The organism is Paracoccus hibiscisoli (assembly GCF_005048265.1).
Lineage (GTDB): Bacteria > Pseudomonadota > Alphaproteobacteria > Rhodobacterales > Rhodobacteraceae > Paracoccus > Paracoccus hibiscisoli.
The window spans coordinates 98,979-124,114 of sequence record NZ_SUNH01000008.1; the positions used below are offsets into that span (position 1 = coordinate 98,979).

23 protein-coding genes and 1 pseudogene are annotated in these 25,136 nt (G+C 67.2%); 6 read left to right on the forward strand and 18 right to left on the reverse strand.

Features of this window, described 5'->3' with window-relative positions:
- Positions 1–78: 78 nt before the first annotated feature.
- The 14 genes from FA740_RS06585 to FA740_RS06650 all read right to left on the reverse strand — a co-directional run bounded on the left by FA740_RS06585 (position 79) and on the right by FA740_RS06650 (position 13,589).
- Entirely contained in the window at positions 79–867 is a 789-nt protein-coding gene (locus tag FA740_RS06585) for an ATP-binding cassette domain-containing protein (protein ID WP_136855987.1), read from the reverse strand.
- Positions 864–1,838, reverse strand: a complete 975-nt coding sequence (locus FA740_RS06590) for an ABC transporter ATP-binding protein (RefSeq protein ID WP_211243652.1) — start codon at positions 1,836–1,838, stop codon at positions 864–866. Before FA740_RS06590 ends, FA740_RS06585 begins: the two co-directional genes overlap by 4 nt.
- Entirely contained in the window at positions 1,835–3,394 is a 1,560-nt protein-coding gene (locus FA740_RS06595) for a gamma-glutamyltransferase family protein (protein WP_136855989.1), read from the reverse strand. Before FA740_RS06595 ends, FA740_RS06590 begins: the two co-directional genes overlap by 4 nt.
- Positions 3,391–4,266, reverse strand: coding sequence for a polysaccharide deacetylase family protein (locus tag FA740_RS06600; RefSeq protein ID WP_136855990.1), 876 nt, complete (start codon positions 4,264–4,266; stop codon positions 3,391–3,393). Before FA740_RS06600 ends, FA740_RS06595 begins: the two co-directional genes overlap by 4 nt.
- On the reverse strand, positions 4,266–5,066 hold the full coding sequence (locus FA740_RS06605; RefSeq protein ID WP_136855991.1) for an SDR family NAD(P)-dependent oxidoreductase: 801 nt from the start codon (positions 5,064–5,066) through the stop codon (positions 4,266–4,268). The genes FA740_RS06600 and FA740_RS06605 overlap by 1 nt, the downstream gene beginning before the upstream one ends.
- A 24-nt stretch (positions 5,067–5,090) precedes the next feature.
- Entirely contained in the window at positions 5,091–5,933 is an 843-nt protein-coding gene (locus FA740_RS06610; RefSeq protein ID WP_136855992.1) for an ABC transporter permease, read from the reverse strand.
- Positions 5,930–6,856, reverse strand: coding sequence for an ABC transporter permease (locus FA740_RS06615; protein WP_136855993.1), 927 nt, complete (start codon positions 6,854–6,856; stop codon positions 5,930–5,932). Before FA740_RS06615 ends, FA740_RS06610 begins: the two co-directional genes overlap by 4 nt.
- 31 nt (positions 6,857–6,887) lie before the next feature.
- Complete coding sequence (locus tag FA740_RS06620) at positions 6,888–8,396, reverse strand: ABC transporter substrate-binding protein (RefSeq protein WP_136855994.1); 1,509 nt, start codon at positions 8,394–8,396, stop codon at positions 6,888–6,890.
- Positions 8,393–9,157: a GntR family transcriptional regulator gene (locus FA740_RS06625; RefSeq protein ID WP_169306238.1), complete on the reverse strand. Its 765-nt coding sequence runs from the start codon at positions 9,155–9,157 to the stop codon at positions 8,393–8,395. The genes FA740_RS06620 and FA740_RS06625 overlap by 4 nt, the downstream gene beginning before the upstream one ends.
- Before the next feature lie 258 nt (positions 9,158–9,415).
- Positions 9,416–9,706, reverse strand: coding sequence for a hypothetical protein (locus FA740_RS06630; protein ID WP_136855996.1), 291 nt, complete (start codon positions 9,704–9,706; stop codon positions 9,416–9,418).
- A gap of 271 nt (positions 9,707–9,977) precedes the next feature.
- The gene (gene arsJ / locus FA740_RS06635; protein ID WP_136855997.1) at positions 9,978–11,222 is read right to left on the reverse strand and encodes an organoarsenical effux MFS transporter ArsJ; all 1,245 of its coding nucleotides are present in this window, start codon (positions 11,220–11,222) and stop codon (positions 9,978–9,980) included.
- Entirely contained in the window at positions 11,219–12,220 is a 1,002-nt protein-coding gene (locus tag FA740_RS06640; RefSeq protein ID WP_136855998.1) for an ArsJ-associated glyceraldehyde-3-phosphate dehydrogenase, read from the reverse strand. The genes arsJ and FA740_RS06640 overlap by 4 nt, the downstream gene beginning before the upstream one ends.
- Before the next feature lie 3 nt (positions 12,221–12,223).
- On the reverse strand, positions 12,224–13,045 hold the full coding sequence (locus FA740_RS06645) for an arsenate reductase/protein-tyrosine-phosphatase family protein (protein WP_136855999.1): 822 nt from the start codon (positions 13,043–13,045) through the stop codon (positions 12,224–12,226).
- Between the two features lie 94 nt (positions 13,046–13,139).
- The gene (locus FA740_RS06650) at positions 13,140–13,589 is read right to left on the reverse strand and encodes a DUF302 domain-containing protein (RefSeq protein WP_169306239.1); all 450 of its coding nucleotides are present in this window, start codon (positions 13,587–13,589) and stop codon (positions 13,140–13,142) included.
- Positions 13,590–13,718: 129 nt separating this feature from the next.
- On the opposite strand from FA740_RS06650, the gene FA740_RS06655 reads away from it, so the two are divergent.
- Entirely contained in the window at positions 13,719–14,801 is a 1,083-nt protein-coding gene (locus FA740_RS06655; RefSeq protein WP_136856001.1) for an FAD-dependent oxidoreductase, read from the forward strand.
- A 362-nt stretch (positions 14,802–15,163) separates the two neighbouring features.
- Positions 15,164–15,957, forward strand: a protein-coding gene (locus tag FA740_RS06660; protein WP_136856002.1) for an IS5 family transposase whose coding sequence is annotated in 2 segments (ribosomal slippage) — positions 15,164–15,521 and positions 15,521–15,957 — 795 coding nt in all. Because the reading frame shifts where the segments join, the coding sequence is not laid out codon by codon here.
- A 135-nt stretch (positions 15,958–16,092) separates the two neighbouring features.
- On the opposite strand, the gene FA740_RS06665 is transcribed toward FA740_RS06660, so the two are convergent.
- Complete coding sequence (locus FA740_RS06665; protein WP_136856003.1) at positions 16,093–16,716, reverse strand: TetR/AcrR family transcriptional regulator; 624 nt, start codon at positions 16,714–16,716, stop codon at positions 16,093–16,095.
- A 129-nt stretch (positions 16,717–16,845) separates the two neighbouring features.
- On the opposite strand from FA740_RS06665, the gene hpbA reads away from it, so the two are divergent.
- From hpbA to FA740_RS06685, 4 genes are all read left to right on the forward strand, one after another.
- A complete protein-coding gene (gene hpbA / locus FA740_RS06670; RefSeq protein ID WP_136856004.1) occupies positions 16,846–18,882 on the forward strand; it encodes an N-methyl-L-proline N-demethylase HpbA in 2,037 nt (678 codons plus the stop codon).
- A 62-nt stretch (positions 18,883–18,944) separates the two neighbouring features.
- Entirely contained in the window at positions 18,945–19,931 is a 987-nt protein-coding gene (locus FA740_RS06675; RefSeq protein ID WP_136856005.1) for an ABC transporter substrate-binding protein, read from the forward strand.
- A 66-nt stretch (positions 19,932–19,997) separates the two neighbouring features.
- The gene (locus tag FA740_RS06680; RefSeq protein ID WP_136856006.1) at positions 19,998–21,041 is read left to right on the forward strand and encodes an ABC transporter permease; all 1,044 of its coding nucleotides are present in this window, start codon (positions 19,998–20,000) and stop codon (positions 21,039–21,041) included.
- Entirely contained in the window at positions 21,041–22,063 is a 1,023-nt protein-coding gene (locus tag FA740_RS06685; RefSeq protein WP_136856007.1) for a quaternary amine ABC transporter ATP-binding protein, read from the forward strand. The genes FA740_RS06680 and FA740_RS06685 overlap by 1 nt, the downstream gene beginning before the upstream one ends.
- Before the next feature lie 347 nt (positions 22,064–22,410).
- On the opposite strand, the gene FA740_RS06690 is transcribed toward FA740_RS06685, so the two are convergent.
- From FA740_RS06690 to FA740_RS06700, 3 genes and pseudogenes are all read right to left on the reverse strand, one after another.
- Positions 22,411–23,790: a TrkH family potassium uptake protein gene (locus FA740_RS06690; RefSeq protein WP_420873132.1), complete on the reverse strand. Its 1,380-nt coding sequence runs from the start codon at positions 23,788–23,790 to the stop codon at positions 22,411–22,413.
- Positions 23,787–24,437, reverse strand: coding sequence for a potassium channel family protein (locus FA740_RS06695; protein WP_136856008.1), 651 nt, complete (start codon positions 24,435–24,437; stop codon positions 23,787–23,789). Before FA740_RS06695 ends, FA740_RS06690 begins: the two co-directional genes overlap by 4 nt.
- Positions 24,438–24,668: 231 nt before the next feature.
- Positions 24,669–24,977, reverse strand: a pseudogene (locus tag FA740_RS06700) (IS481 family transposase); the annotation flags it as partial.
- Positions 24,978–25,136: the final 159 nt, after the last annotated feature.

Sequence of the window (25,136 nt, forward strand, 5' to 3'; positions counted from 1 at the left end):
TTCGGGCTGCACTCATCTCGGCCTGCGATGAGCCGCCATAGTGGCGCGACCTCTCTGGGCCGGGCCGCTTATGGCGTCCTACAACCGGGGAACAGCTGCCAGAAGCTGGCGGGTATAGCGGTGGCGGGGGGCGTGAAAGATGTCGTCGGTCCGCCCTTTCTCGACGACCTTGCCCGCCTGCATGACCAGGATGTCGTCTGCGATGTGGCGCACCACCGACAGGTCATGCGAGATGAAGATATAGGCAAGCCCAAGCCGCGACTGCAGTTCCAGCAGCAGGTTCAGGATCTGGGACTGGATCGAGACGTCCAGTGCCGACACGGCCTCGTCGCAGATGACCGCCTGCGGGTCCAGCGCCAGCGCGCGGGCGATGACGATGCGCTGCTTTTGCCCGCCCGAGAATTCGCGCGGCAGCCTGCCGGCCGAGGATTGCGGCAGGCCCACCAGATCCAGCAGCGCGGCCACCTTGGCGCGGCGGTCGCGGGCGGTGCCGATGCGGTGGATCTGCAGCGGCTCGGCGATGCTGTCACCGGCCGACATGCGCGGGTTCAGGGCCGAGGCGGGGTCCTGAAAGACGATCTGCAGGCGGCGCATCGTCTCCATCCGCTCGGGTCCTGACATGGCGGCGCGGTCCTTGCCGTCGATCAGGACGCGTCCCTCGGTCGGGTCCTGCATCCCCATCACCGCATAGCCGGTGGTCGACTTGCCGCTGCCGGATTCGCCCACGATGGCCACGGTCTTGCCGGGCATCAGATCAAAGCTGACCCCGTCCACCGCGCGGACATGGTCGGTGACCCGCTCCAGGATCCCGCTGCGGATGGGGAAATGCACCTTGAGGTCCTGGACCGAGACGATGGGTTGGGTCATGGCAGATCCGATGCGATGCGGTCGTGATGCCAGCAGGCCGTGCGGTGGTCCGGCGTGACGTCCGTCAGCGGCGGCGCCTCGCTGCGGCAGCGGTCGGTGGCCAGCGGACAGCGGGGATGAAAGCGGCAGCCCTGCGGCCAGTCGCGGATGTCGGGCACCGCGCCCGCAATCGCGGGCAGGGCCACCTTGCGCGGACCGTCCAGGCGCGGGATCGTGCGCAGCAGCATGGCGGTATAGGGGTGGCGCGGCCCGGCAAAGACCTGCGCCACGCTGCCCGTCTCGACGATGCGCCCGGCATACATCACGGCGACCCGATCCGCGCTTTCCGACACCACGCCCATGTCATGGGTGATCAGCAGGACCGCGCTGCCGGTCTCCCGGCGCAGAGCGGCCATCAGCTGCAGGATCTGCTTCTGGATCGTGACGTCCAGCGCGGTCGTCGGCTCGTCCGCGATCAGCAGGATCGGCTGGCGGATCATCGCCATGGCGATCATCACCCGCTGGCACATGCCGCCCGACAGCTGGAACGGATACTGGCGCGCGCGCACCTCGGGGCGGTCGATGCCGACGCGGATCAGGAATTCCTGGACCTTGGCGTCGACCGCGGCGCGGGTCATGTCGGTGTCGCGGCCAAGCGCCTCGGCGATCTGGCGTCCGACCGGCATCAGCGGGTCCAGCGAGGCGACGGGCTCCTGAAAGATCATCGCCAGGCGGTTGCCGCGCAGCCGGTTCATCTGACGCTCTGACAGCTGGTCCAGCCTGTCGCCCTGCAGGTCGATCCGGCCGCCGGTCAGGCGCGCGGCATCGGGCAGCAGCCGGATCAGCCCAAGCGCGGTCATGCTTTTGCCGCAGCCCGATTCCCCGACCAGGGCCAGCGTCTCGCCCGCCGCGATCGACAGGGACGTTCCGTCCACCACGGGCCGGCCGTCGATCTCGATGCGCAGGTCGGTGCAGGACAGGACCGGGTTCATGATGCCCCCTTGGGATGGGCGGCCACGGCTGCGGACCAGGGGTGGTTGGGATGGACCATGCCCTGCAGTAGCCCGTCCGGGCGGCGTTCCACAGCACTTGGGATCGCGAACTGCACGGGATAGAGGATGTCGTCGACCACCTCGACATCATGATGGCGCGCGATCAGCCCGGCGGATTGTTCCGGCGCGCGGCGGTCGATGCGGATGCGCGGATCAGAGGCGTTCAGCCGGGGATGGGACAGCGCCTGCCCCAGATCCATCCCGTGGCGCAACCGAAAGGCCAGCAGCTGGGCGATGGCGGGCATGATCTGGCGCCCCCCGGCGGCCCCCATCGCCAGCACGCCGCCGCCCGGCATCTCTGCCAGGACGGGGCACATGTTGGCCAGCGGTTGGACCCCCGGCGCCAGCGCGTTGGGCGTGCCGGGGCGCGGATCGAACCACATCATGCCGTTGTTCAGCAGCACCCCTGTGCGGGCCGAAGTCACCTTGGACCCGAAACGCGACAGCAGCGTGTTGGTCAGCGAGACCGCGTGACCCTGCGCGTCGATCACCGACAGATGCGTGGTGCAGCCCGGATCGACCCCGGTCTCGGCATGGCCGCGTTCGGTCAGGCGGCGGGCATAGGCGCCGCGGATCGCATCGGCAAAGGCGGCATAGTCGCGCGCCTCGGGCCCTGCGGCCGGCCGGTCGTCCAGCTGCGCCAGCACGTCCAGCAGCGCGGGCCCGCCCGACAGGCCGGGCATGGCCAGAACCGTGCCGCCCGCCCAATCGTGCCGCAGGGGCGTGCCCCATCGCGGCCGATAACGGGCCAGGTCCTCCGCATCCATGCAGCCGCCCAGATCGCGCATGTCGGCGATCAGGTCGCGGGCGATCTGGCCGTCATAGAAATCGCGCGCCCCGGCCATGGCCAGGCGGCGCAGGGTGGCGGCCTTTTCGGTCAGGGGCAGACGGTGCAGACCGCCGCCCTCGGCCAGCGACGGCGCGCGCCCGTCCGGCAGAAAGATCCGGGTCGATGCCGCGTCGGTCAGCAGGTTGCCCGCATCGATGGACAGGCACAGGGCGGTGAACCAGTCGACCTCCAGCCCTTTGTCGGCCTCGGCGATCGCGGGGGCCAGGGCCTCGGCCCAGGTGATCGTGCCATGGGAGGCCAGCGCCTCGGACAGGCCCGCCACCGCGCCGGGCACGCAGACCGAATGCACCCCGATCAGGTTGCGCTGCCCCTGCACCTGCGGCCAGTTGAACCAGTCGTCGTCCCGGCCCGGCACCAGCGGGTAATCCTCGGGGCGCAGGCCGCGCGGCGACATCATCGAGAAATCCAGACTGCGCGCCGATCCGTCGCGCCCGTCGCGCCACAGCAGGAAGCCGCCGCCGCCAATCCCGCTCAGCCAGGGTTCCACCACCGACAGGACCAGCGCGGTCGTGACCGCCGCGTCCATCGCATTGCCGCCCTGCGCCAGCACATCCGCGCCCGCCTGCGCCGCAACCTGATGCTGGGCCGCGACCATGCCATGGCGACCCTCGACCATCGCCTTTCCCGGTTCCCAGGTCGAGGTCATGCGCCCGCCTCCAGCGCGGCGGCCAGGTGGCCCAGCCCCGGCTCGGCCATGAAACGGCCCTCGTTGGCCGACAGATGCCAGTCCGCGATCTGACCCGCGGTGGCGAACCACACGTCGTCCTGGGCCGCGATATCGGCCAGCAGCCGTTCCAGCATCGCGACCCGCTGCGCACGGCCCGAGATCCAGGGATGCACGGTGATCATGAACAGCTGGCCGAAACCGCGCCCGGCCTGGAATTCGTCGCGCCAACCGGCCTCGACCGCGCGGGCGGTCTCGGGGGGCCAGCGGTCGGCGCCGCCGCCCTGAAACTTGAAATAGATCGCGTCGTCGATCTGCCATTGCACCGGCACCTGCACCAGCCCGCCGATCTGATACGGATGGTCATAGCCCATGAGCGAGCTGTCATAGCGCAGCCCCCGGTCCCTCAGCGCGGCCAGCATGGCGGGCGTCATCTCCCACGCGGGAGAGCGGAAGCCGGTCGGAACGATGCCGGTCTGCGCGTGAAACACCCGCAGGGACCGGTCCAGCGCAGCCTCGAACCGGTCATCGGTCGTCTCGGATACCAGCTCGTGCAGATGACCGTGCAGGCCGATCTCGTGGCCCCGGTCGCACAGCGCGGGCAGCAGTTCGGGATGCAGCTCGGCCACGACCGAGGGGATATAGAAGCTGCCCTTGATGCCGATCCGGTCCAGCAAGTCCAGAATGCGCCAGATCCCCTCGCGCGGGCCGAAACGGCGCTGTTCCAGCTGACCCAGAGCCTGCGGCAGGCCCGTGCGGTTGGCCCACAGATAGGGGGCCTCGGCATCGACATCGACGCTGAAGCACGCCGCCGACCGCTTGCCCTGGGGCCAGATGTAGAGGGGGCGGTCCATCACAAGGCCTTCTTCTTGTCCTGATGGACCAGGATCTGGCCCGCCGATCCGCCGCCATCGACCGACAGCGTCGCCCCGGTGATATAGCTGGCCGCATCGGACGCCAGAAACATCACCGCCGCCGGCGCATCCTCATAGCGGGAGGCGCGCCCCAGGGGGATCGCGCCGGTCACCGCAGTCACATGCGCCTCGGTCAGCGGGCTGGCGGTGCTGCCTGCGGCAAAGCCGGGCTCGACCGCGTTGCAGCGGATGCCGTATTCGGCCAACTCGACCGCGAAGCCCTTGGTCAGCCGGTCCAGTGCGGATTTCGAGATGGAATAAGGGGCCGCCGTGGTCCGCATCTTGCGCGACGCACCCGACGAGATCATGACGATGTTGCCGCGCACCTCGCGGCGCACCATCTGCGTGGCGATGCCGCGGGTCAGCAGGAACGGCGCGCGCAGATTGATGTCGAAGATGCGGTCCCATTCATCGGCATCCACATCCAGCAGGAAGCCGCTTGGATAGACCGCCGCATTGTTGACCAGGATGTCGGCGGCGCCCCATTCGCGCCCCACCATCGCCACCAGATCGTCGATGGAGGCCGCGTCGGTCAACTCGGTCACATGGGTCAGCGCGGGGCGCGACAGGCTGGCCGCGACATCGGCCATGGGGGCCTGATCGCGGTCCGACAGCAGCAGGGTCGCCCCGGCCGCATCGAAGGCCTCGGCGATCCAGCGCCCGAAGATGCCCGCGGCCCCGGTCACGATCACGCGTTTGCCGGTGAAATCGGCGCCGGGCAGAGGCAGGGGTCGGGTCATGGGGCAGTCCTTTCGACAGGGGGCTCAGCGTCGGCCTTCGACGACGTCGCGGACGTGATCGCCCAGGACGTTGACCGACAGGATCAGAAGAAACAGGAACAGGCCCGGAAAGACGGCGATCCACCAGGCCGTGGTGACATAGTTGCGCCCCGCCGACAGGATCGCACCCCAACTGGGCGTGGGGGGCTGCACGCCAAGGCCTAGGAAGGACAGGCCCGCCTCGAACAGGACCATCAGGCCGAACTCCAGGGTGACGACGACCATGATGGGGCCGATGATGTTGGGCAGGATGTGGCGCAGCAGCACGCGCGGCGTCGATGCCCCCATGAACCGCGACAGCCGCACATAGGGCAGGTTCATCAGTCCAAGCGTCTGGCCATAGGCGACGCGTGCGTAGCGGGGCCAGCGGGTAAAGGCCAGCACCGCGATCACGTTGACGAAGCCCGGTCCCAGGATGGCGACGGTGATGATCGCCAGCAGGATGGCCGGCACCGACAGGACGATGTCGACCAGCCGCATGATGATGGTCGAGGTCCAGCCCCCCGACCAGGCCGCGATCATGCCAAGCGCGGTGCCGATGGTGCCGCTGACCAGCACCGACAGCGCCGCCACCGTCAGCGAGACCTGCGCCCCATAGATCAGCCGCGACAGCAGATCGCGCCCCAGCTCGTCCGAGCCCAGCAGATAGGTGATGCCCCGCACCTCGGTCCCCGGCGGGCGAAGGCGGCCCAGCAGGTTCTGCGTCTCGGGGCTTTGCGGGGCGACCCAGGGCGCCAGCAGGGCGGCCAGCGCCAGCACCGCCAGAATGGCCGCGAACACCCACAGCCGGGCCGGCAGCCAGCGGCCAAGGCGCGACGGGGCGGTCACTTGCCGCCCTCCAGCCGGATGCGGGGATCGACGGCGCTGTACAGCAGATCGGCCGCCAGGTTGAGAAAGATCGACACGAAGGCCCCCAGCAGCACGATGGCCTGCACGATGGGAAAGTCGCGCGCGGCGATGGACTGGATGGTCAGCTGACCCAGGCCGGGCCAGGCAAAGACCGTCTCCACGATGACCGCGCCCGACAGAAGGTTGGCGATCTCCAGCGCCGCGATCGAGATGACCGGAATCGCGCTGTTGCGCAGCGCGTGGCGGCGCACGACCTGGCCCATCGACAGGCCCTTGGCCCGGGCGGCGCGGATATAGGGCTTGGACAGCTCATCCAGGACGGCGGTGCGGGTCACGCGCGCGAATGTCGCCATGCTGAGCAGCGACAGGCAGATCGCGGGCAGGATGACGCTTTGCGTTTCCCGCGCGCCCGAGGCGGGCAGCCAGCCCAGGGTCACCGCGAACAGCAGGATCAGCAGCACCCCGCTCCAGAAGGTCGGCAGGCTCTGGCCCGCCAGCACGAACCCCATGCCAAGGCGGCTGAGCGGATGGTCGCGACGCATCGCCATGAACACCCCAAGCGGCGCGCCCACCCCAAGCGCAAGCAGCAGCGCGACCCCCGCCAGCCAGATCGTGTAGGGCAGCCGCGATCCGATGATGTCCACGACCGGCACCTGCTGGACGACCGACCGGCCGAAATCGAACCGCGCCAGATCCGACATATAGTCGGTGAACTGGACCAGCACGGGCCGATCAAAGCCCAGATTGGCGCGCAGCGCGTCGATGGCCTGCTGGCTGGCGCCCTCGGATACCAGCAGCAGGACCGGGTCGCCCGCCAGCCGCTGCAGGAAAAAGATCAGCGCCGTGACCCCAAGGACCGAGATCACGGCCTGCATCAGGCGCCGGGCCAGAAACCGGCTCATCGCGCGACCTGTCGGGGGGCGCGGGCCGCGATCATTCCGACCAGCCCATCCGGTTCAGGAACAGGCTCTCGTTCGAGGTCGGGGTCCAGTCCAGATTGTCCGACGCGCCATAGAGGATCGCGGCCTGATACAGCGGCACTTGCGGCACCTCGGTGGCGACCCATTCATGGACCTGAGCGTACAGCGCCTGCCGGGCGTCGGGGTCCATCTCGGAGCGCGCGCTTTCCAGCAGCGCGTCCAGATCGTCATCGCGGACCCGCGACCAGGACGAGCTGGAATGCAGCAGCGGATACAGGACCCCATCCGCGTCCTGACAGGCGCAGGACCAGCGGCCAAAGCCCATGTCGGGGGCATCCTCGGGCGCGCTTTGGGATTTCTGCAGATAGGTGGCCATATCGGTCATCTCGATCTCGAGCGTCAGGCCGACATCGCCCAGCATCTGCTGAATGGCCTGCACGATGCGCTGGTCGAACACCGGCGAGGTGGCAAACCCCAGGGGCCGCGTCGCCGGTTCGCCGATCTCGGCGATCAGGGCGCGGGCGGCGTCGGGGTCATAGGGCACGCCCTCCAACCCCTCGACCCAGCCCACATGGGCCGGGGTCAGCATCTGGCCGACAGGGTTGTCGAAGCCGCCCAGCAGCCCCTCGATCAGCAATTCGCGATCGATGGCATGGGCAATGGCGCGGCGCAGGCGCACATCCTCCAGCCCCGGCTTGGCGCGGTTCACCGACAGATAGGCGACCCGTTCGGTCAGCGCCGACAGGGGGCTGACGCCATCGGCGGCCTCCAGCTGCAGGGCCAGATCGGGGTCCATGCCCACGACCAGATCCGACGCCCCCGAGGTCAGGTTCGCCACCCGGGTCGAGGCGTCGGGCACGGCGCGGAACACCGCCGCCGGAAAGGCCCCCGAATCGCCCCAATAATCGTCGTTGCGCACCAGGGCGACCTCGACCCCGCGCTGCCAGCTGTCGAACCGATAGGGCCCCGAGCCGACGGGCGCCAGGTTGAACGCCTCGCGCCCCAGATCCTCGACCACGGCCTTGGGCACGATGGACAGCTTGACCAGCTGCGCGAACAGGGCCGGATAACCGGTCGCGGTGGTCAGCTTGACGCGCCCGTCCTCCAGCACCTCGGCGTCGATGATGCTCTCGAATTGCGACAGCTGAGGAGAGCCGAATTCCGGGTCGGTGATGCGCTGGACCGAGAACACCACATCCTCGGCGGTCAGCGGGCTGCCGTCATGGAACAGCACGTCATCGCGGATGGTGAACACGGTCTCGGTGTCCGACACCTGCTCCCATTCGGTGGCGATCTGGGGCACGATCTGGCCCTCGTCGTCGCGGGTCAGCAGATTGTCGAAGATGTTGCGATAGACGTAATAGCTGTCGGGGTTCCACTGCAGATGCGGGTCCAGCGTGGTCGGTTCGTTGACCAGATCGACCACCAGCCGTTCGGCATCGGCCAGCGCGACCGAGGGGGCCGTCAGGGCCGTGGTTGCGGCCAACATGGCGACGAACAGCGTCTTGGGAACAAGTCTCATGCCGGATCTCCTTTGGTGGAACGGGGCCCGGGGGTTGTCCCGGACCGATGGTCGGTCGAAGGTGCCGCGCCACGGCGCGGCGCAGGCGCGGGGGCGGGCGACAGGGGGACGGCGCTGCGGGCCAGCGCCCGCGATGCCCGCAGGTCAAAGTCGTGGCGCATCCGCTCCAGCAACGCCGTCGCTTCGGGCGCATCGCCATCCGCCACCGCCACCGCCAGCGCGGGCAGCGGCAGGGCATCGCGGGACATGCCGAAAGACTGTTCCAGATGACGGTCGGCGCGCAGGCACAGCTCCCATGTGTCGATCAGCCACGCCCTGATGCGGGGCGCCGCGACCGCCAAAGCGATCAGCCCCATCAGGTCCCGCTCCTGGTGCAGCGGCGCCTGGCGGCCCGGGCCCTGCAGGGTTGCGGCGTGATGGACGGCGGCGCGCAGGCGCAGTTCCGCGCCCAGATCCGAGGGCGGCGCATGATGGATCAGCGCCGGCTCCAGGCATTGCCGCGACACGCTCAGATCCGCCAGATGCGCCGCCGATACCGGCAGGATGACAGAACCGCGCCGACCATCCGGCGCGATCCATCCCGACGCCGTCAGCCGCATCACCGCCGCACGCACGGCGGCCAGACCAAAGGCGAACCGGGCGCTCAACTCGGCCTCGGACACAGCCTGACCCGGCGCGATCTGACAGTCGATGATGGCCGCGCGCAGGGTCGCATGGGCGCTGTCGGACAGGCTGTCACGCGGCCCGGGCAGCCTGTTCACGGAAAAGGGGGACTGCTTGTCATACATAAGCTGATGATGGCAGCAGTTTTCAACATGTCAATCATTCTGTTTCAACATGTCGAAAGGACCAGCATGCGCAGCCTGCCTGCTGGGCAATACGCCCGCCCAGGATCGGCCCATCGCCATTCGAACCCGCGCAGCCGGTCCGATCACGGCGGACTCCCCCGCTGCCAAAGGACGGGCTCGACCTTTTGCGGTGATGGTTCCCGTGAGTGTTCGGTGGCCCTTGGCGCCGCGTCAGACCAGGACAGCGACAGTCAGTCCGATCCCCAACCCGATGAACAGGCCGACCGATATGCCCCGGAAAAAGAGGCAGCAGGGGCAGGACGTTTCGAAATAGGCAGTGACGCGCGACGTCCAGTGCCGCGGGGTGTCGCACCAGGACGGCAGAAAGACCCGGCTGGCCCAGGCCATGGCATTGGACAGCCCATTATCCGCCCAGTCACCCGTGCCGCCATCCAGCGCCCGGGCCTCCGGGTCGGCGGCGGTGTCCGGGGTCTGGGGCCGGAACCGGAATGGATTGATCATGGTCACCTCGCGGACAGGAATGGCGGAACGGCCCTTTGCGGCATCGGACGTCACGCGCCTCCGAACGCGGTCCGGGGGCACAAGTTGCGTGACCCTTGCTTTGCGCTGTGGGCCCTAGCTGTCCGGTCGGTCCCTTTCCGTCACACCCTCCAACAGACAACAGGTTGTCAACATTCATAAGCCCGCTTGGGCATGCCGCCGGGGGACGGCGCGGCCGATCCGTCGGGGTCCTATCCCGGCGTGGCGCCCCCGATCCAGGGCGCGGTTCCCCTCAGGCCAGGCGTCTGACCGCAATCCAGCTGGCCGTCGCCATCATCCCGGCGGTGGCCAGGCACAGGGGCAACCCGCCCAGCTGATAGCTGATCCCCGACAGCAGCGTGCCCATCAACCGCCCCGCCGCATTGGCCATATAGTAGAAACCGACATCCCGGGTGATCCGCTCGGTCTGGCCGAATGCCAGGATCAGGTAGGAATGGACCGCAGAATTGATTGCAAAAACGTAGCCGAACCCCAGCAGGCCCAGCACCAGCAGCGCTGTCAGCCACGGCGCCGGATCGCCAGCGACCAGCACCGCCAGCGCCAGCGCAAAGGGGATGGGCACCAGAAATCCCGCCCACCGGATCGCGTCGCGCGTCACCGCCGTGTCCTGCCTGTCGGCGCCGCCCAGCAGCCGGGGGGCCGCCGCCTGGACCGCGCCATAGAGGATGATCCAGGCCGCCATGAAGCCGCCGACCAGAAAGAACGCCTCGCGCCGGCCATCGGCGGTGCCGTCCGACAGGACCGCCTGGAAATAGATCGGGATGCCCACCACGAACCACACGTCCCGCGCACCGAACAGGAACATCCGCGCCAGCGACAGCCGGTTCACCCGCGGGTCCGACGACCGCCAGCCCGACCAGCTATCCGCGCCCTTCATCCGCCCCGGCAGGCCCGGCGGCAGGAACAGCGCGACCGCCAGCAGGATCACCGCCAGCACCGCCGCCATCGCCCAGATCGCGGCCTGGAACCCCGCCACCGCCAACAGCGCCGCGCCCAGGAAAAAGCCCAGGCCCTTGACCGCGTTCTTGGACCCGGTCAGCGCCGCGACCCACCGGAACAGACCGCCATCCGCGGGCGCCAGCACCTTGACCGCCGATTTCGACGACATCTTGGCCAGGTCCTTGGCTACGCCCGACGCTCCCTGCACCGCCATGACAAAGACGACGGAGGCCCCCACCGTCCAGCCGGGGTCCAGCTGGGCCAGCGCTGCCAGCGCCGCGATCTGGATGCCCAGCCCGGCATAAAGCGTCGCCGCCAGCCCGAACCGCGCGGCCAGCCAGCCCGCCGCCAGGTTGGTGATGATCCCCGCGACCTCGTACAGCAGGAACAGATAGGCCAGCTGCACCGGCGAATAGCCCAGCCCGTTGAAATGCAACAGGACCAGCATGCGCAGCGCGCCATCCGACAGCATGAAGGCCCAATAGGCCGCCGTCACCGCCATATAGGCGCGCAGCCCGTTCACGGCACCCGAGGTCATGGGCGCCCCGCGACCATCCGGGCGATGTCCACCAGCCGGCAGGCATAGCCCCATTCGTTGTCGTACCACGCGTAAATTTTCACTTGCGTGCCGTTGACCACCATCGTCGAACCGGCATCAATGATCCCGCTGCGCGGATCGTTGACGTAATCGGTCGAGACCAGGGGCCGCGTCTCGTAGCCCAGGATGCCCTCCAGCGGGCCTTCGGCTGCGGCCCGCAGCAGGGCGTTCACCTCCTCGACCGTGGTCTCGCGCGCGACCTCGAAGACGCAATCGGTCAGCGATGCGTTCAGCAGCGGCACCCGGATCGCATGGCCGTTCAGCCGACCCGCCAGCTCGGGATAGATCAGGGTGATCGCGGTGGCGCTGCCCGTGGTCGTCGGGATCAGGTTCATCAGAGCAGACCGCGCGCGGCGCATGTCCTTGGCCGGGCGGTCCACGATGGTCTGGGTGTTCGTCACGTCATGGATCGTGGTGATCGACCCGTGGCGGATGCCCAGACCCTCGTGGATGACCTTGACCACCGGGGCCAGGCAGTTCGTCGTGCAGCTGGCCGCCGTCACGATGCGCTGGCTGCCGTCATACAGATCGTGGTTGATGCCATAGACCAGGTTCAGCGCGCCGCCATCCTTGACCGGGGCGCTGACCACCACGCGTTTCACGCCAGCGGCGAAATAGGGTTCAAGCTGCGCCCCCGTCTTGAAGACGCCGGTCGCATCGATGACCAGATCGACCCCCTCCAGCGGCAGGGCCTCGATGGTGCGGTGATGCGTCAAGGGAATGCGGTGGCTGTCCAGCACCAGCGCATTGCCATCCGCCGAGACGGGGACGGGCCAGCGGCCATGGACGCTGTCGAATTCCATCAGCAGGGCGTGCTGGTCGGCATCCCCCGCGATGTCATTCAACAGGACGATCTGGTCGCCCATCCCCTGGTCGATCAGGCGCCGCAGCGCCAGCTTGCCGATGCGGCCAAGGCCGTTCAATGCGATCCGTGTCATGGGTCAGTCCTTGGCCTCGGCGTCGATGGCATCGACGTGGTTCTGCAGGGAAATCCGGTCCAGGCTGGCCATGGGCAGGGCCACAAAGGCCTCGATCCGGCGGCGCAGTGCGCCATAGGTCTGGGCAAAGACCAGCGCCTTTTCGGCATCCGTCCCCTGCGCCTTGACCGGGTCGGGCAGGCCCCAATGCCCGGTGATGGGCTGTCCGGGCCAGGGCGGGCATTCTTCGGATGCCGCCGTGTCGCAGACGGTAAAGACGAAATCCATGCCCGGCGCGTCATCCGACTGGAACTCGGACAGGTGCTTGGATCGCAGGGGCGCCACGTCATGGCCGTTGCGCTCCAGCACCTCCAGCGCAAAGGGGTTCAGCTGGGTGCCGGGGCGGGTGCCCGCCGAATGGGCGGCAAAGCGCGCGCCGCCCAGATCGCGCAACAGCGCCTCGGCAAAGATCGAGCGGGCGGAATTGCCCGAACAGATGAACAGCACGTGATACGTGTCCGACATTGGTCTTTCCTTGATGAGGGGTGCCAGCAGGTCGGGACGTGCCCGCCCCAGATCCAGCGCCAGATATCCCAGCAGCGCCTCGGTCCGGTCCAGATCGACCGAATAGAGCAGGAACCGCCCCTCGCGACGCACCTGCGCCAGCCCGCAGCCGGTCAGGTCCGACAGATGATGCGACAGGGTGTTCGGCTTCAGCGACAGGGCCTGCGCGATGTCCGTCGGACGCACTCCGTGCGGGGCGAACCGCATCAGCAGCCGAAAGACGGCCAGGCGGCCGGGGTGACCGAGGGTGGCAAAGGCGCGGGATGCATCGTTCGTTTCCATGATTCCAGAATACCGGAATGCCGGATACGGTCCAGTGACTTTTCCATGACAGTCCGATGACCCGCGCCCCACCGGCCACGGGTCATCGTGCCGATTATTCCGCCGCGACAGCGCCGTCGGTCATGCGGTCCAGCGCCTGCGCCATGCTGTCAAGCGGCTGCTGGCTGTCGTCCAGATCATGGCGATCCGCCAGCGCCTGCACCGACAGATAGCCGACATTGGTCTGGCCATCCTGCTGCCAGACCAGCACGCGCAACGGCAGATCCAGGGCTACGCGTGGGTCGGTCTGCATCAGCGGCGTGCCGATCTGCGGATTGCCAAAGATCAGCACGGTGGCGGGGTCCATCTGCAGGCCCGCATCGGCGGCGGCGGCCTGATGGTCGATGCGGGCGACCAGGGTGGCGGGGCTGTCCCCGATGATCGCCTCCAGGCGGTCGGCCGTGACGGCGACATCATGGGGGCTGGACTTGATGACCCAATCCTCGGCATGTGCGGCAGAGGTGGCGGCAAGGCCCAGAACGACGGTTGCAACAAGACGGCGCATTGGCATGATCCCTTGGTTGACGGTTCGCGACCATCCTGCGGCAGTCCCGCATCGACCGCCACCCGATCCGGCCTTGACGGCGAACGCGCATGCGTGCGCCCATCGCCCGTCCCCTGCAGGGAGTGACAGATGACCGCTGCCGACCGCCCCCGGGTCCTGCTTCTTGGCGCGGGGCATGCGAACCTGCTGGCGGTTCGCGCCCTGCGCAAGGGGGCGCTGCAGGCCCGGATCACCGTGATCGACGCGGCGGCGCAGGCCAGCTATTCGGGCATGTTCCCCGGCCATGTCGCGGGCCATTACGCGCTGGACGACATGCGGATCGACCTGCCCCGCTTTGCGGACCGGCACCACGTGGCCTTCGTTCAGGGGCGCATCGCCGCGATCGACCCGCTGGCCCGGCAGGTGTCCCTGCAGGACGGCACGACCCTGACCTTTGACGTCGCGGTTCTGGATGTGGGCAGTCACAGCGCCATGCCCGAGATACCGGGTTTCGCCGAACACGGCCTCCCCATCAAGCCGCTGGACGGCTTCACCGCGCGGCTTGGGGCAACCCATGCCACGGCGCGCGCCGCCATCATCGGCGGCGGCGTGGCGGGGGCCGAAATCGCCCTTGCCCTGCGCCATCGCGGCGCGCGCGAGGTCACCGTGATCGAGGCGGGGCCGGTCGTGGCTGCGGCCCTGCAGCCGCGATCGCGCAGGCATCTGATGTCGGCCCTGGGGCGTGCCGATATCCGCGTCGTGACGGATGCCCGGATCGCCCGGGTCCAGCTTGACGCGGTGGTCATGGGCGACGGGACGCGGATCGCATCGTCCCTGACCATCGGTATCGCGGGCGCGCGGGCGCATGGCTGGATGGCCCGGACCCTGCCCGTGGACCCTGCCGGTTTCGTGCGCGTCACCCCGACGCTGCAGGTCGAGGGGCACCCGACGCTGTTCGCCGCCGGGGACTGCGCCGCGATGATGCATGCGCCCCGCCCCAAGGCCGGGGTGTTCGCGGTGCGGCAGGCGCCGGTCATCGCCGCGAACGTGGTCGCGGCGGTATCGGGCAGGCCCCTGCGCCGGTATCATCCGCAGGATGACTATCTCAAGATCATCTCGCTTGGGGGCAGGACGGCGCTGGCCGAATGGCGGGGGCTGACCCTGCACGGGGCATGGCTGTGGCGATGGAAGGACCGAATCGACCGGCGCTTCATGGCCAGCCTTCAGGGCTGAGCGCAGCGGCCCGCCCCCGGCACGACCTGCGCCAGCACCGGATAGTGGTCCGAAGGCCATTGCCCCCCGCCGCGACCGCACCGCGACCGGCCGATGCGCCAACCTGGTGGCGCAGTCATGCAGGATGTGGTCGATTGCCCCGAACAGGTTCAGACCGCAGTTGAAGTGAAGGCTGGACCCGCGGGCCCGGATCAGAACCAACCCGGCATCGGTCGGAATCCGCGAGGTTCGGCTGCCCGCCAGCGCGTTCAGATCACCGGCCAGGATGACATGCTCCCTGGCGCCCAGCCAGGGTGCTAGGCTCCAGACCCATTGATCTTACGGTCTCTACATGATTCAGGCTCCGCAAGGAGACCTGATCGATGAGCAACCTTTTCTGGCTGATTGAGGCGCAGATGGCCCGCCTTCGTCCTTTCTTTCCCAAGAGCCATGGCCGCCCGCGTGTTGATGATTTGCGCGTTCTCAGTGGCATTATCTTCATCAATCGCAATGGCTTGCGGTGGTGCGATGGTGAGGGCATGAACGCCACCGGTTCGAGAGAATGCCCGAACGGAGAATACGGACCGGCCAAGACGCTCTACAATCGCTGGAAGCGTTGGAGCGATAATGGGGTCTTCGCGCGGATCATGGTCGGTCTGGCCGCCGAATGCGCCGATCCCAAGACGATCATGATCGATGCCACGTATCTGAAGGCGCATCGCACGGCTTGTAGCCTGCGCGCGAAAAAGGGGGGCGGGGTCGCCAGATCGGCCGAACAAAAGGCGGTATGAACACGAAGCTGCATGCCGTCACCGATGCGAAAGGCCGTCCCATCCGTTTCTTCATATCGGCAGGGCAGGTCAGCGATTACACCGGTGCGGCAGCGCTTTTGGGCAGCCTGCCGAAGGCGGACTGGTTTCTGGCTGACAGGGGATATGACGCCGACTGGCTGCGAGAAGCATTGGAAGACAAAGGGATAAGCGCCTGCATCCCCGGCCGGAAATCCCGCAAAAAGACCGTGAAATACGACAAGCGGCGCTATAAAAGGCGCAATCGTATCGAGATCATGTTCGGTCGTCTGAAGGACTGCAGACGTGTCGCCACGCGTTACGACAGGTGCCCGGAAACCTACCTCTCCGCAATCGCATTGGCCGCAACCGTCCTGTTCTGGCTGTGATCAAGAACGAGCCCTGAACCTAGGCTCTCCAGCAATTGTAATGCGGCATAAGCGTGAGGTCGATGGTGCCCCAAATGGGATGGGAACACGGCCTTGTCAGGATAACATCTGTTCAACGACGGTTCGCCTGTCGGGCTAGCCGTTCTGGAACCTTGCATTGAAACGTGCGATTTCGTGCGGATCCGGCAGCGTTCCGGTATAGATCTGCACATAGGACGGGATGCGCGTCAGTCGGGTCGCCAGATCCTCTGACGATTGCATTGAGATATAGCCGATCTGGACCAGATAGATCGTGCGTGCGCGGACATCGGCCGCCATCGCATCGTGCCCCCAGGTCATCAGCATGGCCGACAGCGCCTCTAGGCGCAGGGCGTCCGCGACGGTGACGCGTTGGGCAATGGCCGGGTCCCGCAGGGCCCAGCTTCGCACCGCGAACTCCAGCCGGGAATCAAAGGCGTCGGACAGAAAGCAACCGATGACGGTCAGCATCGCCTCGGCCTGCGTCTGTGCGGGTTCGCGGGTGGCGGCGATCAGGGGACCGGTCGTGTGGCTGTCCCACATGTCCAGCAACGCGTTCAGCAGCGCCTCGCGGTCGTGAAAGAACCAATAGAAGCTCGTGCGCGACAGGCCAAGCCTGCGGGCCAGCGTCATGACCTTGACGCCATCGATGCCGGTTTCGATCAGCGCGTCATAGCCTGCCTGCAACCACCCCTCACGGGAACCCCGCCAGCCCGTGGTCGATATCGCTTTGTCATCCATGCGGCGATGTTACCGGGAGCCCCTTTTCCTAGCAAGCCGCGCCATCGTGCAGCGGCAACGACGAATAAATTGACACAGGTGAACATTTTGGTGTTCCCTTGCTTGAAACCCCGCGTAAGGCTGTCAGTCATGTCCACAGATCCCCTGTTGCAGCCCTATCGCCTCAAGCATCTGACGCTGCGCAACCGGATCATGATCACCAGCCACGAACCGGCCTATCCCGAAGACGGGATGCCCAAGGATCGCTATCGCGCCTATCATGTCGAACGGGCCCGCGCGGGGGTCGCGCTGACCATGACCGCGGGGTCGGCGGCGGTGTCGCGCGACAGCCCGCCGGTCTTCAACAACATCCTGGCCTACAAGGACGAGGTCGTGGGCTGGATGCGCAAGCTGGTCGACGAGTGCCACGATCACGGGGCCGCGGTGATGATCCAGCTGACCCATCTGGGCCGCCGCACCCGGTGGGACAAGGGCGACTGGCTGCCCGTGGTGGCCCCCGGTCACGAACGCGAGGCCGCGCACCGCGCCTTTCCCAAGCGGATCGAGGATTGGGACATCGCCCGCATCATCCGCGACTTTGCGGATTCCGCCGAACGCATGCAGGCCGCGGGCGTCGACGGCATCGAGCTGGAGGCCTATGGCCACCTGCTGGAGCAGTTCTGGTCGCCCCTGACCAACGACCTGGAGGCACCCTGGGGCGGCAACCTGGAGAACCGCCTGCGCTTTACGATGCAGGTGCTGCAGGCGATCCGCGACCGCTGCGGGCCGGATTTCATCGTGGGGCTGCGCTATACCGGCGATCAGGTGCTGTCGGGCGGCATGGGCGCGGAGGAGGGGTTCCGGGTGTCGCACCTGCTGAAGGACAGCGGGCTGGTCGATTTCCTGAACGTCGTGCGCGGCCATATCGACACCGATGCCGGGCTGACCGACCTGATCCCGGTGCAGGGCATGCGCAATGCCCCGCATCTGGAATTCGCAGGCCGGATCCGGGCCGAGACGGGCTTTCCTACCTTCCACGCCGCCAAGATCCCCGATGTGGCGACCGCGCGCCATGCCATCGCCGCGGGCCTGCTGGACATGGTCGGCATGACGCGCGCGCACATGGCTGACGCGCATCTGGTGCGCAAGATCACCCAAGGGCGCGAGGATGATATCCGCCCCTGCGTCGGCGCCAATTATTGCCTGGACCGCATCTATCAGGGCGGGCTGGCCTTCTGCCTGCACAACGCCGCCACCGGGCGCGAGGAGACGATGCCCCACGACATCCCGCCAGCGTCCGACAAGCGCCGCGTGACCATCGTGGGCGCCGGTCCTGCCGGGCTGGAGGCCGCCCGTGTGGCCGCCGAACGCGGGCATGCCGTGACCGTCTTCGAGGCCGCGGACAAGCCCGGCGGCCAGATCCGCCTGACCGCCCAGCAGGAGCGGCGGCGCGAGATGATCTCGATCATCTCGTGGCGGATGGCGATGTGCGAAAAGCGCGGCGTGTCGTTCCGCTTCAACAGCTATGCCGAGGCCGCCGACGTCCTGGCCACCGACCCCGACGAGGTGATCGTGGCCACCGGCGGGCTGCCCCATACGGATGTTCTGGAGGTGGGGAACGACCTGGTCTGTTCGGCCTGGGACATCCTGTCGGGCGATGTGAAGCCGGGCCAGGACGTGCTGATCTTTGACGACGCGGGCGACCATGCGGGCCTGCAGGCCGCCGACATCATCGCCGCCACCGGCGCGCGGGTGGAGATCGTGACCCCCGACCGCAGCTTTGCCCCCGAGGTGATGGCGATGAACCTGGTCCCCTACATGCGCAGCCTGCAGCGCCGGGACGTGACCTTCACCGTGACGTGGCGCCTGCTGTCGGTGGTGCGCGACGGCAACCGCCTGCGCGCCACGCTTGGCAGCGATTACGGCGACATGACGCGCGAACGGCTGGTCGATCAGGTGGTGGTGAACCACGGCACGCGGCCCCTGGACGAGCTGTATTTCGATCTGAAGCCTCTGTCGCGCAATCTAGGCGCCGTCGATTACGACGCGCTGATCGCGGGCGACGCCCAAGGCGCGGCCCCGAACCCCGACGGGCGGTTCCGCCTTTTCCGCATCGGCGACGCGGTCGCCGCCCGCAACACCCATGCCGCGATCTATGACGCGCTGCGGCTGGTCAAGGATCTTTGATACGTCACGGCGACCGCAGAAGTCGCCGGGCATCCCAACAGACATCAACCGGGAGACTGACGATGAAATACCTTCTATCCACGACGGTTCTGGCCCTTGGCACAGCCCTTGCCGCCCCCGCGATGGCGCAGGACGCGCCCGCCGCCTGCGGCGAGCTGTCAATCGCCCAGATGGGCTGGACCTCGGCCGAGATCATCACCGAGGTGGCCAAGTTCCTGCTGGAACAGGGCTATGGCTGCGACGTGACGCTGGTCAAGTCGGACACCATCCCGGCCATCACCTCGGTCGCCGAGAACGGAGAGCCGGACATCGTCACCGACCTGTGGCTGAATTCGGCAGGCGAAGCCTATACAAGGCTGGAGGCCGCGGGCACCATGGTCACGCTGGCCAACGTGCTGGATCCGGGCGGGATCGAGGGATGGTGGATTCCCACCTATCTGGCCGAGGCGCATCCCGAACTGACCACCATCCAGGGCGTGCTGGACAACCCCGAACTGGTGGGGCGATTCAACAACTGCCCCGAGGGCTGGGGCTGCCGCGTGGTCAGCGACAACCTGATCCGCGCGCTGGACCTGGAAGGCGCGGGGATCGAGGTGTTCAACCACGGATCGGGCGAAACGCTGGCATCGTCGATGGGGTCGGCAGTCAGCGCGCAAGAGCCGTGGTTCGGGTACTACTGGGGCCCGACCGTGCCGCTTGGCAAATACGACATGACCCGGATCGACCTTGGCGGCTATGACGAGGCCAAGTTCACGCCCCTGACGAACCCCGATGCCCCCGACCCGCAGGCGTCCGATTTCCCCGAGGCGCCCAGTGTCACCGCCGTCACCGCAGCGCTGGTCGACGACCAGCCCGAGGTGGTGGAATTCCTGCGCAAGATGACCTTCAAGACCGACGACCTGAACACCCTGCTGGCGTGGCAGGATGAGAACAGCGCCTCGGCCCAGGAGGTGGCGGTCCATTACCTGACGACCAACACGGACGACTGGTCCGGCTGGCTGTCGGACGATGCCAAGGTCAAGCCGTCGGCCCTGCTGGGCCAGAACTGATCGGCGGGCCGGGCCGGGGGCTGTCCTGGCCCGGCATCGCGGAGGCGCATCCATCGGGGGACTGACATGGCGACCTATGACGGGCTGTTCAACGCCCTAGGACTGAGGGACTGGTGCGATGCGGGCGGCGGGGGCGGCGGGCCAATGTCGATGGCCGACCTGATGGCCCGGGCATCGGGCAACACGGCGGCGCAGGAGGTGTCGTGGTGGGACCTGCCGCTGCCGTCGCTGAACAACCTGCACGCGGCCTGCGGTGCGATCTGGCAGACGCGTGACCTGACCCTGGGGCTGGAACGCGCGTTCCTGTCGGCGCGCGACGCGCTGCGCATCGTGCTGGACCCGGCGACGCAACCGCTCAGCTGGATGCTGCGCCAGATGATCTGGCTGATGGTGGCAACGCCGTGGTTCATCATGCTGCCCGTGCTGCTGGCCGTCACCTGGGCGGTGGCGCGGTCCTGGCGCGTGGTCGGGCTGGTGGCGGTGTCCCTTGGATTCCTGGCCTTTGTCGATCATTACACCGAAGCGATGCAGACGCTGGCGATCATCTTTGTCTGCGCCTTCATCTGCGTGCTGATCGGGGTGCCGGTGGGCATCGCCATGTCGCGCAGCAACACCCTGCGCCGGATCGGCACGCCGGTGCTGGACATGCTGCAGACCCTGCCGGCCTTCGTCTACCTGATCCCGCTGATCTTCCTGTTCAGCGTGACCGAACCCAAGCTGTATGGCATCGCGATCATCCTTTACGCCATCGTGCCGGTCATCCGCCTGACGGACCTGGGCATCCGCCTGGTCGATCCCGACGTGATCGAGGCCGCGGACGCCTTTGGCATGACCCGCGGACAAAAGCTGTGGCGCGTGCAGATCCCGCTGGCGCTGCCCAACATCATGGCGGGCGTGAACCAGACCATCATGATGAGCCTTGCGATGGTGGTCATCGCATCCCTGGTCTCGGCGCCGGGTCTGGGCGTGCTGGTGCTGCGCGGCATCCGCAACCTGGAACTGGGCGTTGGGCTTGTGGCGGGGTTCGGCATCGTGCTGCTGGCCATCATCCTGGACCGCGTGACCAAGGCATCGCTGGCGCGCATCGATGTCAGCCGGGACGGCCGCTGATGGACGCCCCGGTCAAGATCCGCATCCGCAACCTGTACAAGATCTTTGGCAGCAGGCCCGCCGCCGTTCTGCCTCAGGTGCTGGAGGGCCTGTCGAAACCCGACCTGCTGGCGCGCCACAACCACGTGCTGGGCCTGCGCGACATCAACGTCGACATCCGCGAAGGCCAGATCACCGTCATCATGGGGCTGTCCGGGTCGGGCAAGTCCACGCTGATCCGCCACCTGAACCGTCTGATCGAACCCACCGCCGGAGAGGTGCTGGTCGATGGCGACAACATCCTGACCTGGAACGACCGCCGCCTGCGCGACCTGCGGCGCAAGACCATGTCGATGGTGTTCCAGAAATTCGCCCTGCTGCCGCATCGCACGGTGCTGGACAATGCAGGCATGGCGCTGTTCACACAGGGCGTCCCGCGCAAGGGCTACGAGGCCGATGCCCGCAAGTGGCTGGACCGGGTGGGCCTGGGCGGATACGGCGCGCATTTCCCGCACCAGCTGTCCGGCGGCATGCAGCAGCGGGTGGGGATCGCACGCGCGCTGACCTCGAACGCGGGCATCATGCTGATGGACGAGGCGTTTTCCGCGCTGGACCCGCTGATCCGCACCGACATGCAGAACCTGCTGCTGGAACTGCAGGCGGAACTGCACAAGACCATCGTCTTCATCACCCACGACCTGGACGAGGCGCTGAAGCTGGCGGACCACCTGGTGATCCTCAAGGACGGTCAGGTCATCCAGCAGGGGGAACCGCAGCACATCCTGCTGAACCCCGCCGACCCCTATATCGAGGCATTCATCGCCGACATCAACCGCGCCCGCGTGTTGCGCGTCCGCTCCATCATGCGCCAGCCGATAGGCGACGGGGCGGTCGATGGAGAGATTGAGGCCGATGCCACGCTGGAGCAGGTGATCGCCGCGTCCCAAGGCGACCTGTCCCGCCACTACCGGGTCATCGAGGATGGCAGGCCGGTCGGAATGCTGGACATGCCCAGCCTTGTTCGCGCCCTGGTTCCACGCTGAGCGCCCTTGGCCGGACCGGGCGGCGTGCAAGAGATGGGTTCTGCAAGGCAGGCTGTTTGACCCAACGGTTTGATGGTGCGGTCCTTGCCTTGGAATGGTGGGAGGCATGATGGCCCGTGACCATTCAGGTGGTTCGGTTCGTCCGAACAGGCTCCGGGCATTTTCCAAGTGCTTTTCCGCCTCGGTCTGCCGCTGCCGCTACTGGCACCGGCAAGTTACAGTAGGCATGGTCGGGCGCTTTCCCTGCAACTGATGAACGCGGCCGGGGTATCTTGAACGTCCTGACCGAGCCTCGGATACGCGGGCATAAATGCAGGATCTGCGCCCGCTCAGAGGCCAACAGGCAATCAGCCAAGATGGACCTGACCGGCGGGATAACGCACGCGCGGCACCATCCGCGTCGCCAGGAAGAAGCCGAGCGTGAGGGGGCCGACCCGGCCCAGGAACATCACCGCCATGATGACCAGGCGGCCAAAGTCGCTCAGCTCGCCCGTGTAGCCGCGCGACAGGCCGGTGGTGCCGAAGGCCGAGGCGACCTCGAAGCTGATGTCGATGAATTCGCCGTCATGGCTGAGGGTGAGCAGGAAGACCGCCGTGAAGACCAGCGCGGCCGCGATCGAGATCAGGGCCATCGCCTTGAGCACGTCGCCAAGCGGGATGGAGCGGCCAAAGGCCCAGATCTCGGTCCGGCGGCGCAGGAACGCGACCGTCGCCAGCACCATCACCGCGATGGTGGTCACCTTCACCCCGCCCGCGGTCGAGGTCGGCCCACCGCCGATCGCCATCAGCGCCATGTAGAGCAACGACGTCGAGTCGTGCAGACCCCCGATATCGGTGCTGTTGAAGCCTGCGGTCCGGGTCGTCACCCCCTGAAACCACGCCACGGTCAGCCGGGCTCCGGCGCTGTCGAACTGCCCGAGCGTGCGTGGGTTCGTCCATTCCAGGACAGCCGTCAGACCGACGCCGATGACGCTCAGGACCCCGGTGCCGATGATCATCAGCCGCGTGTGCAGGCTCCAGCCGCGCCAGAAGGGGCGGTTCCAGACATCAGCGACGACGACATAGCCGATGCCGCCCACGATGAACAACGCCGGGATCACCGTGTTCACGATTGGATCGAGCGCATAGCCTGTCAGCCCCGGTGAAAAGGTCGAAAAGCCCGCGTTGTTGAACGCCGAGACCGAGTGGAAGATCGCGTGCCACAATCCATCTGCCAACCCGTGATGGGGCATGAAGGACAGGCACAGCAGCATGGCGCCCGCAACCTCAGCGATGATCACGACGCGGAAGATGGTCCAGACAAGCCGCGTCAGCCGGACATAGGACGTCTGGTTCAAGTCCTCGCGGAGGTAGTTGCCCTGCGTGATGCCCAGGGTCAGGCCCAGGGCCGACCAGACCAGAACGGCGAAGGTCATCAGCCCCAGGCCGCCCAACTGGATCAGGACCGCGACAACCAGCTGCCCCCAGAAGGTCAGGTCGGTCTCCGTATCGATCACCGCAAGCCCCGTCACGGTCACTGCCGAGGTCGAGGTGAACAGTGCATCCATCAGCGTGATCGGCTGGACCGTCATCGGCGGCAGCAGCAGCAGAACCGCCCCCATGCCGATCAACGCCAGATAGCCCGAGGCCAGCACCGCAGGCGGCGGCGTCCGGCCCAGCCAGCGTTTCAACGCCCCCGTCAGCCGGTCCGGCAGGCGCGGCCGCCGGCGCGCGCCGGTCTGGCTCACAGCCGGTCCCCGAAACGGGTCAGATCGACGCGCTTGCCCAGCAGCAGCACGCGGTCGTTCGTCGCCAGCAGCATGTCGGGGTCGCGGCGGTATTCGGTGCCGCGCATCACGCCCAGGATCTCGATGCCGGGGCCGGCCTCCAGTTCGGGCAGGCGCCGGCCGGCAAGCCGCTGCGGGATCATCAGGTTCACCACCGAATAGCCATTGCCGAGTGCCACATAGTCCTGCACCGCCGGATTGTTCAGCATCTGCGCGGCATGGCGGCCCATCTCCAGCCCGGGCATGATCACCCGGTCGGCGCCGATCTTGGACAGGATGCGGTGATGCGTGCGGCTTTCGGCCTTGGCCCAGACCGTACCCACACCGACAAGGCGCAGGTTCATCGTCGCGATGACATTGCTTTCCAGGTCGTTGCCGATCGAGACGAGGCCGACATCATAGCGGTCCACCCCCGCCTCGCGAAGCGCGCCCTCATCCGTGGCATCAAGGATGACCGACGAGGGAAGCTGCTCGGCCAGCGCGGCAACACGGCGCGCATCCTTGTCGATCCCGAGAACATGATTGCCGAAACGCGCCAGTTCCAGCGCGACCACACTGCCAAAGGCGCCAAGGCCGATGACAACGAAGCTGCGGGTCTTCCTGCCCATGGTGGTCCTCCGGGCCCAACGTTGTGGGTGCAGGCAGAGCACCGGCAAGAGCAGCCGTCAAGCCCCGGAACCATCGGCCTCGTTAGTAAAGCAGACGCCGAAGCGGCCGATCCTCGTCGCGGTCAGAGGCCCCACAGCGCGATTGACGAAGTTTTTTGCGGGTTCGATCAGATCTGCCGCTGCCGATCATGCGTCGGAATAACGTGCAATGACGGCTTTTGGTTAAGGGACTTACGTGTTCAGTCCCGGCATCTGGTTGATCGGGTTTAGGATGACTCTGTCTGGCTCGGATGTCCAGATCTTGCAGATGTATTTGTGGGGCGTGAGCCCTCCGAGGGTCTTGAGCCAGCGGGCGAAATTGCATTCTGCCATGAAGACCGCCAGGTGGGTGCGGAACTGGTCGTGATCGTCGTAATGGAAGCGTTTGACGGCCGCGTCCTTGATCGGGCGACGCGTCCACTCGACCTGCCCATTCGTCCAAGGGTGGTTTGGCGTCGTGAGGCGGTGCTCGATCCCGTTGGCCTCGCAGATCATGTCGAAGCGCATGGGCCGGGAAGAGATGGTGTTGCGGTTCCGCGGTTGCTTGGGCCGAGCTGAATGCCCCTCGCCATCGGGCTTGAACCGTGTATGGATGGCTCCCGCGTGGCAAGAGGCTTGTGATATTCGGCATCTGGTCGGGTGCAGCCATGTATTCGGCGT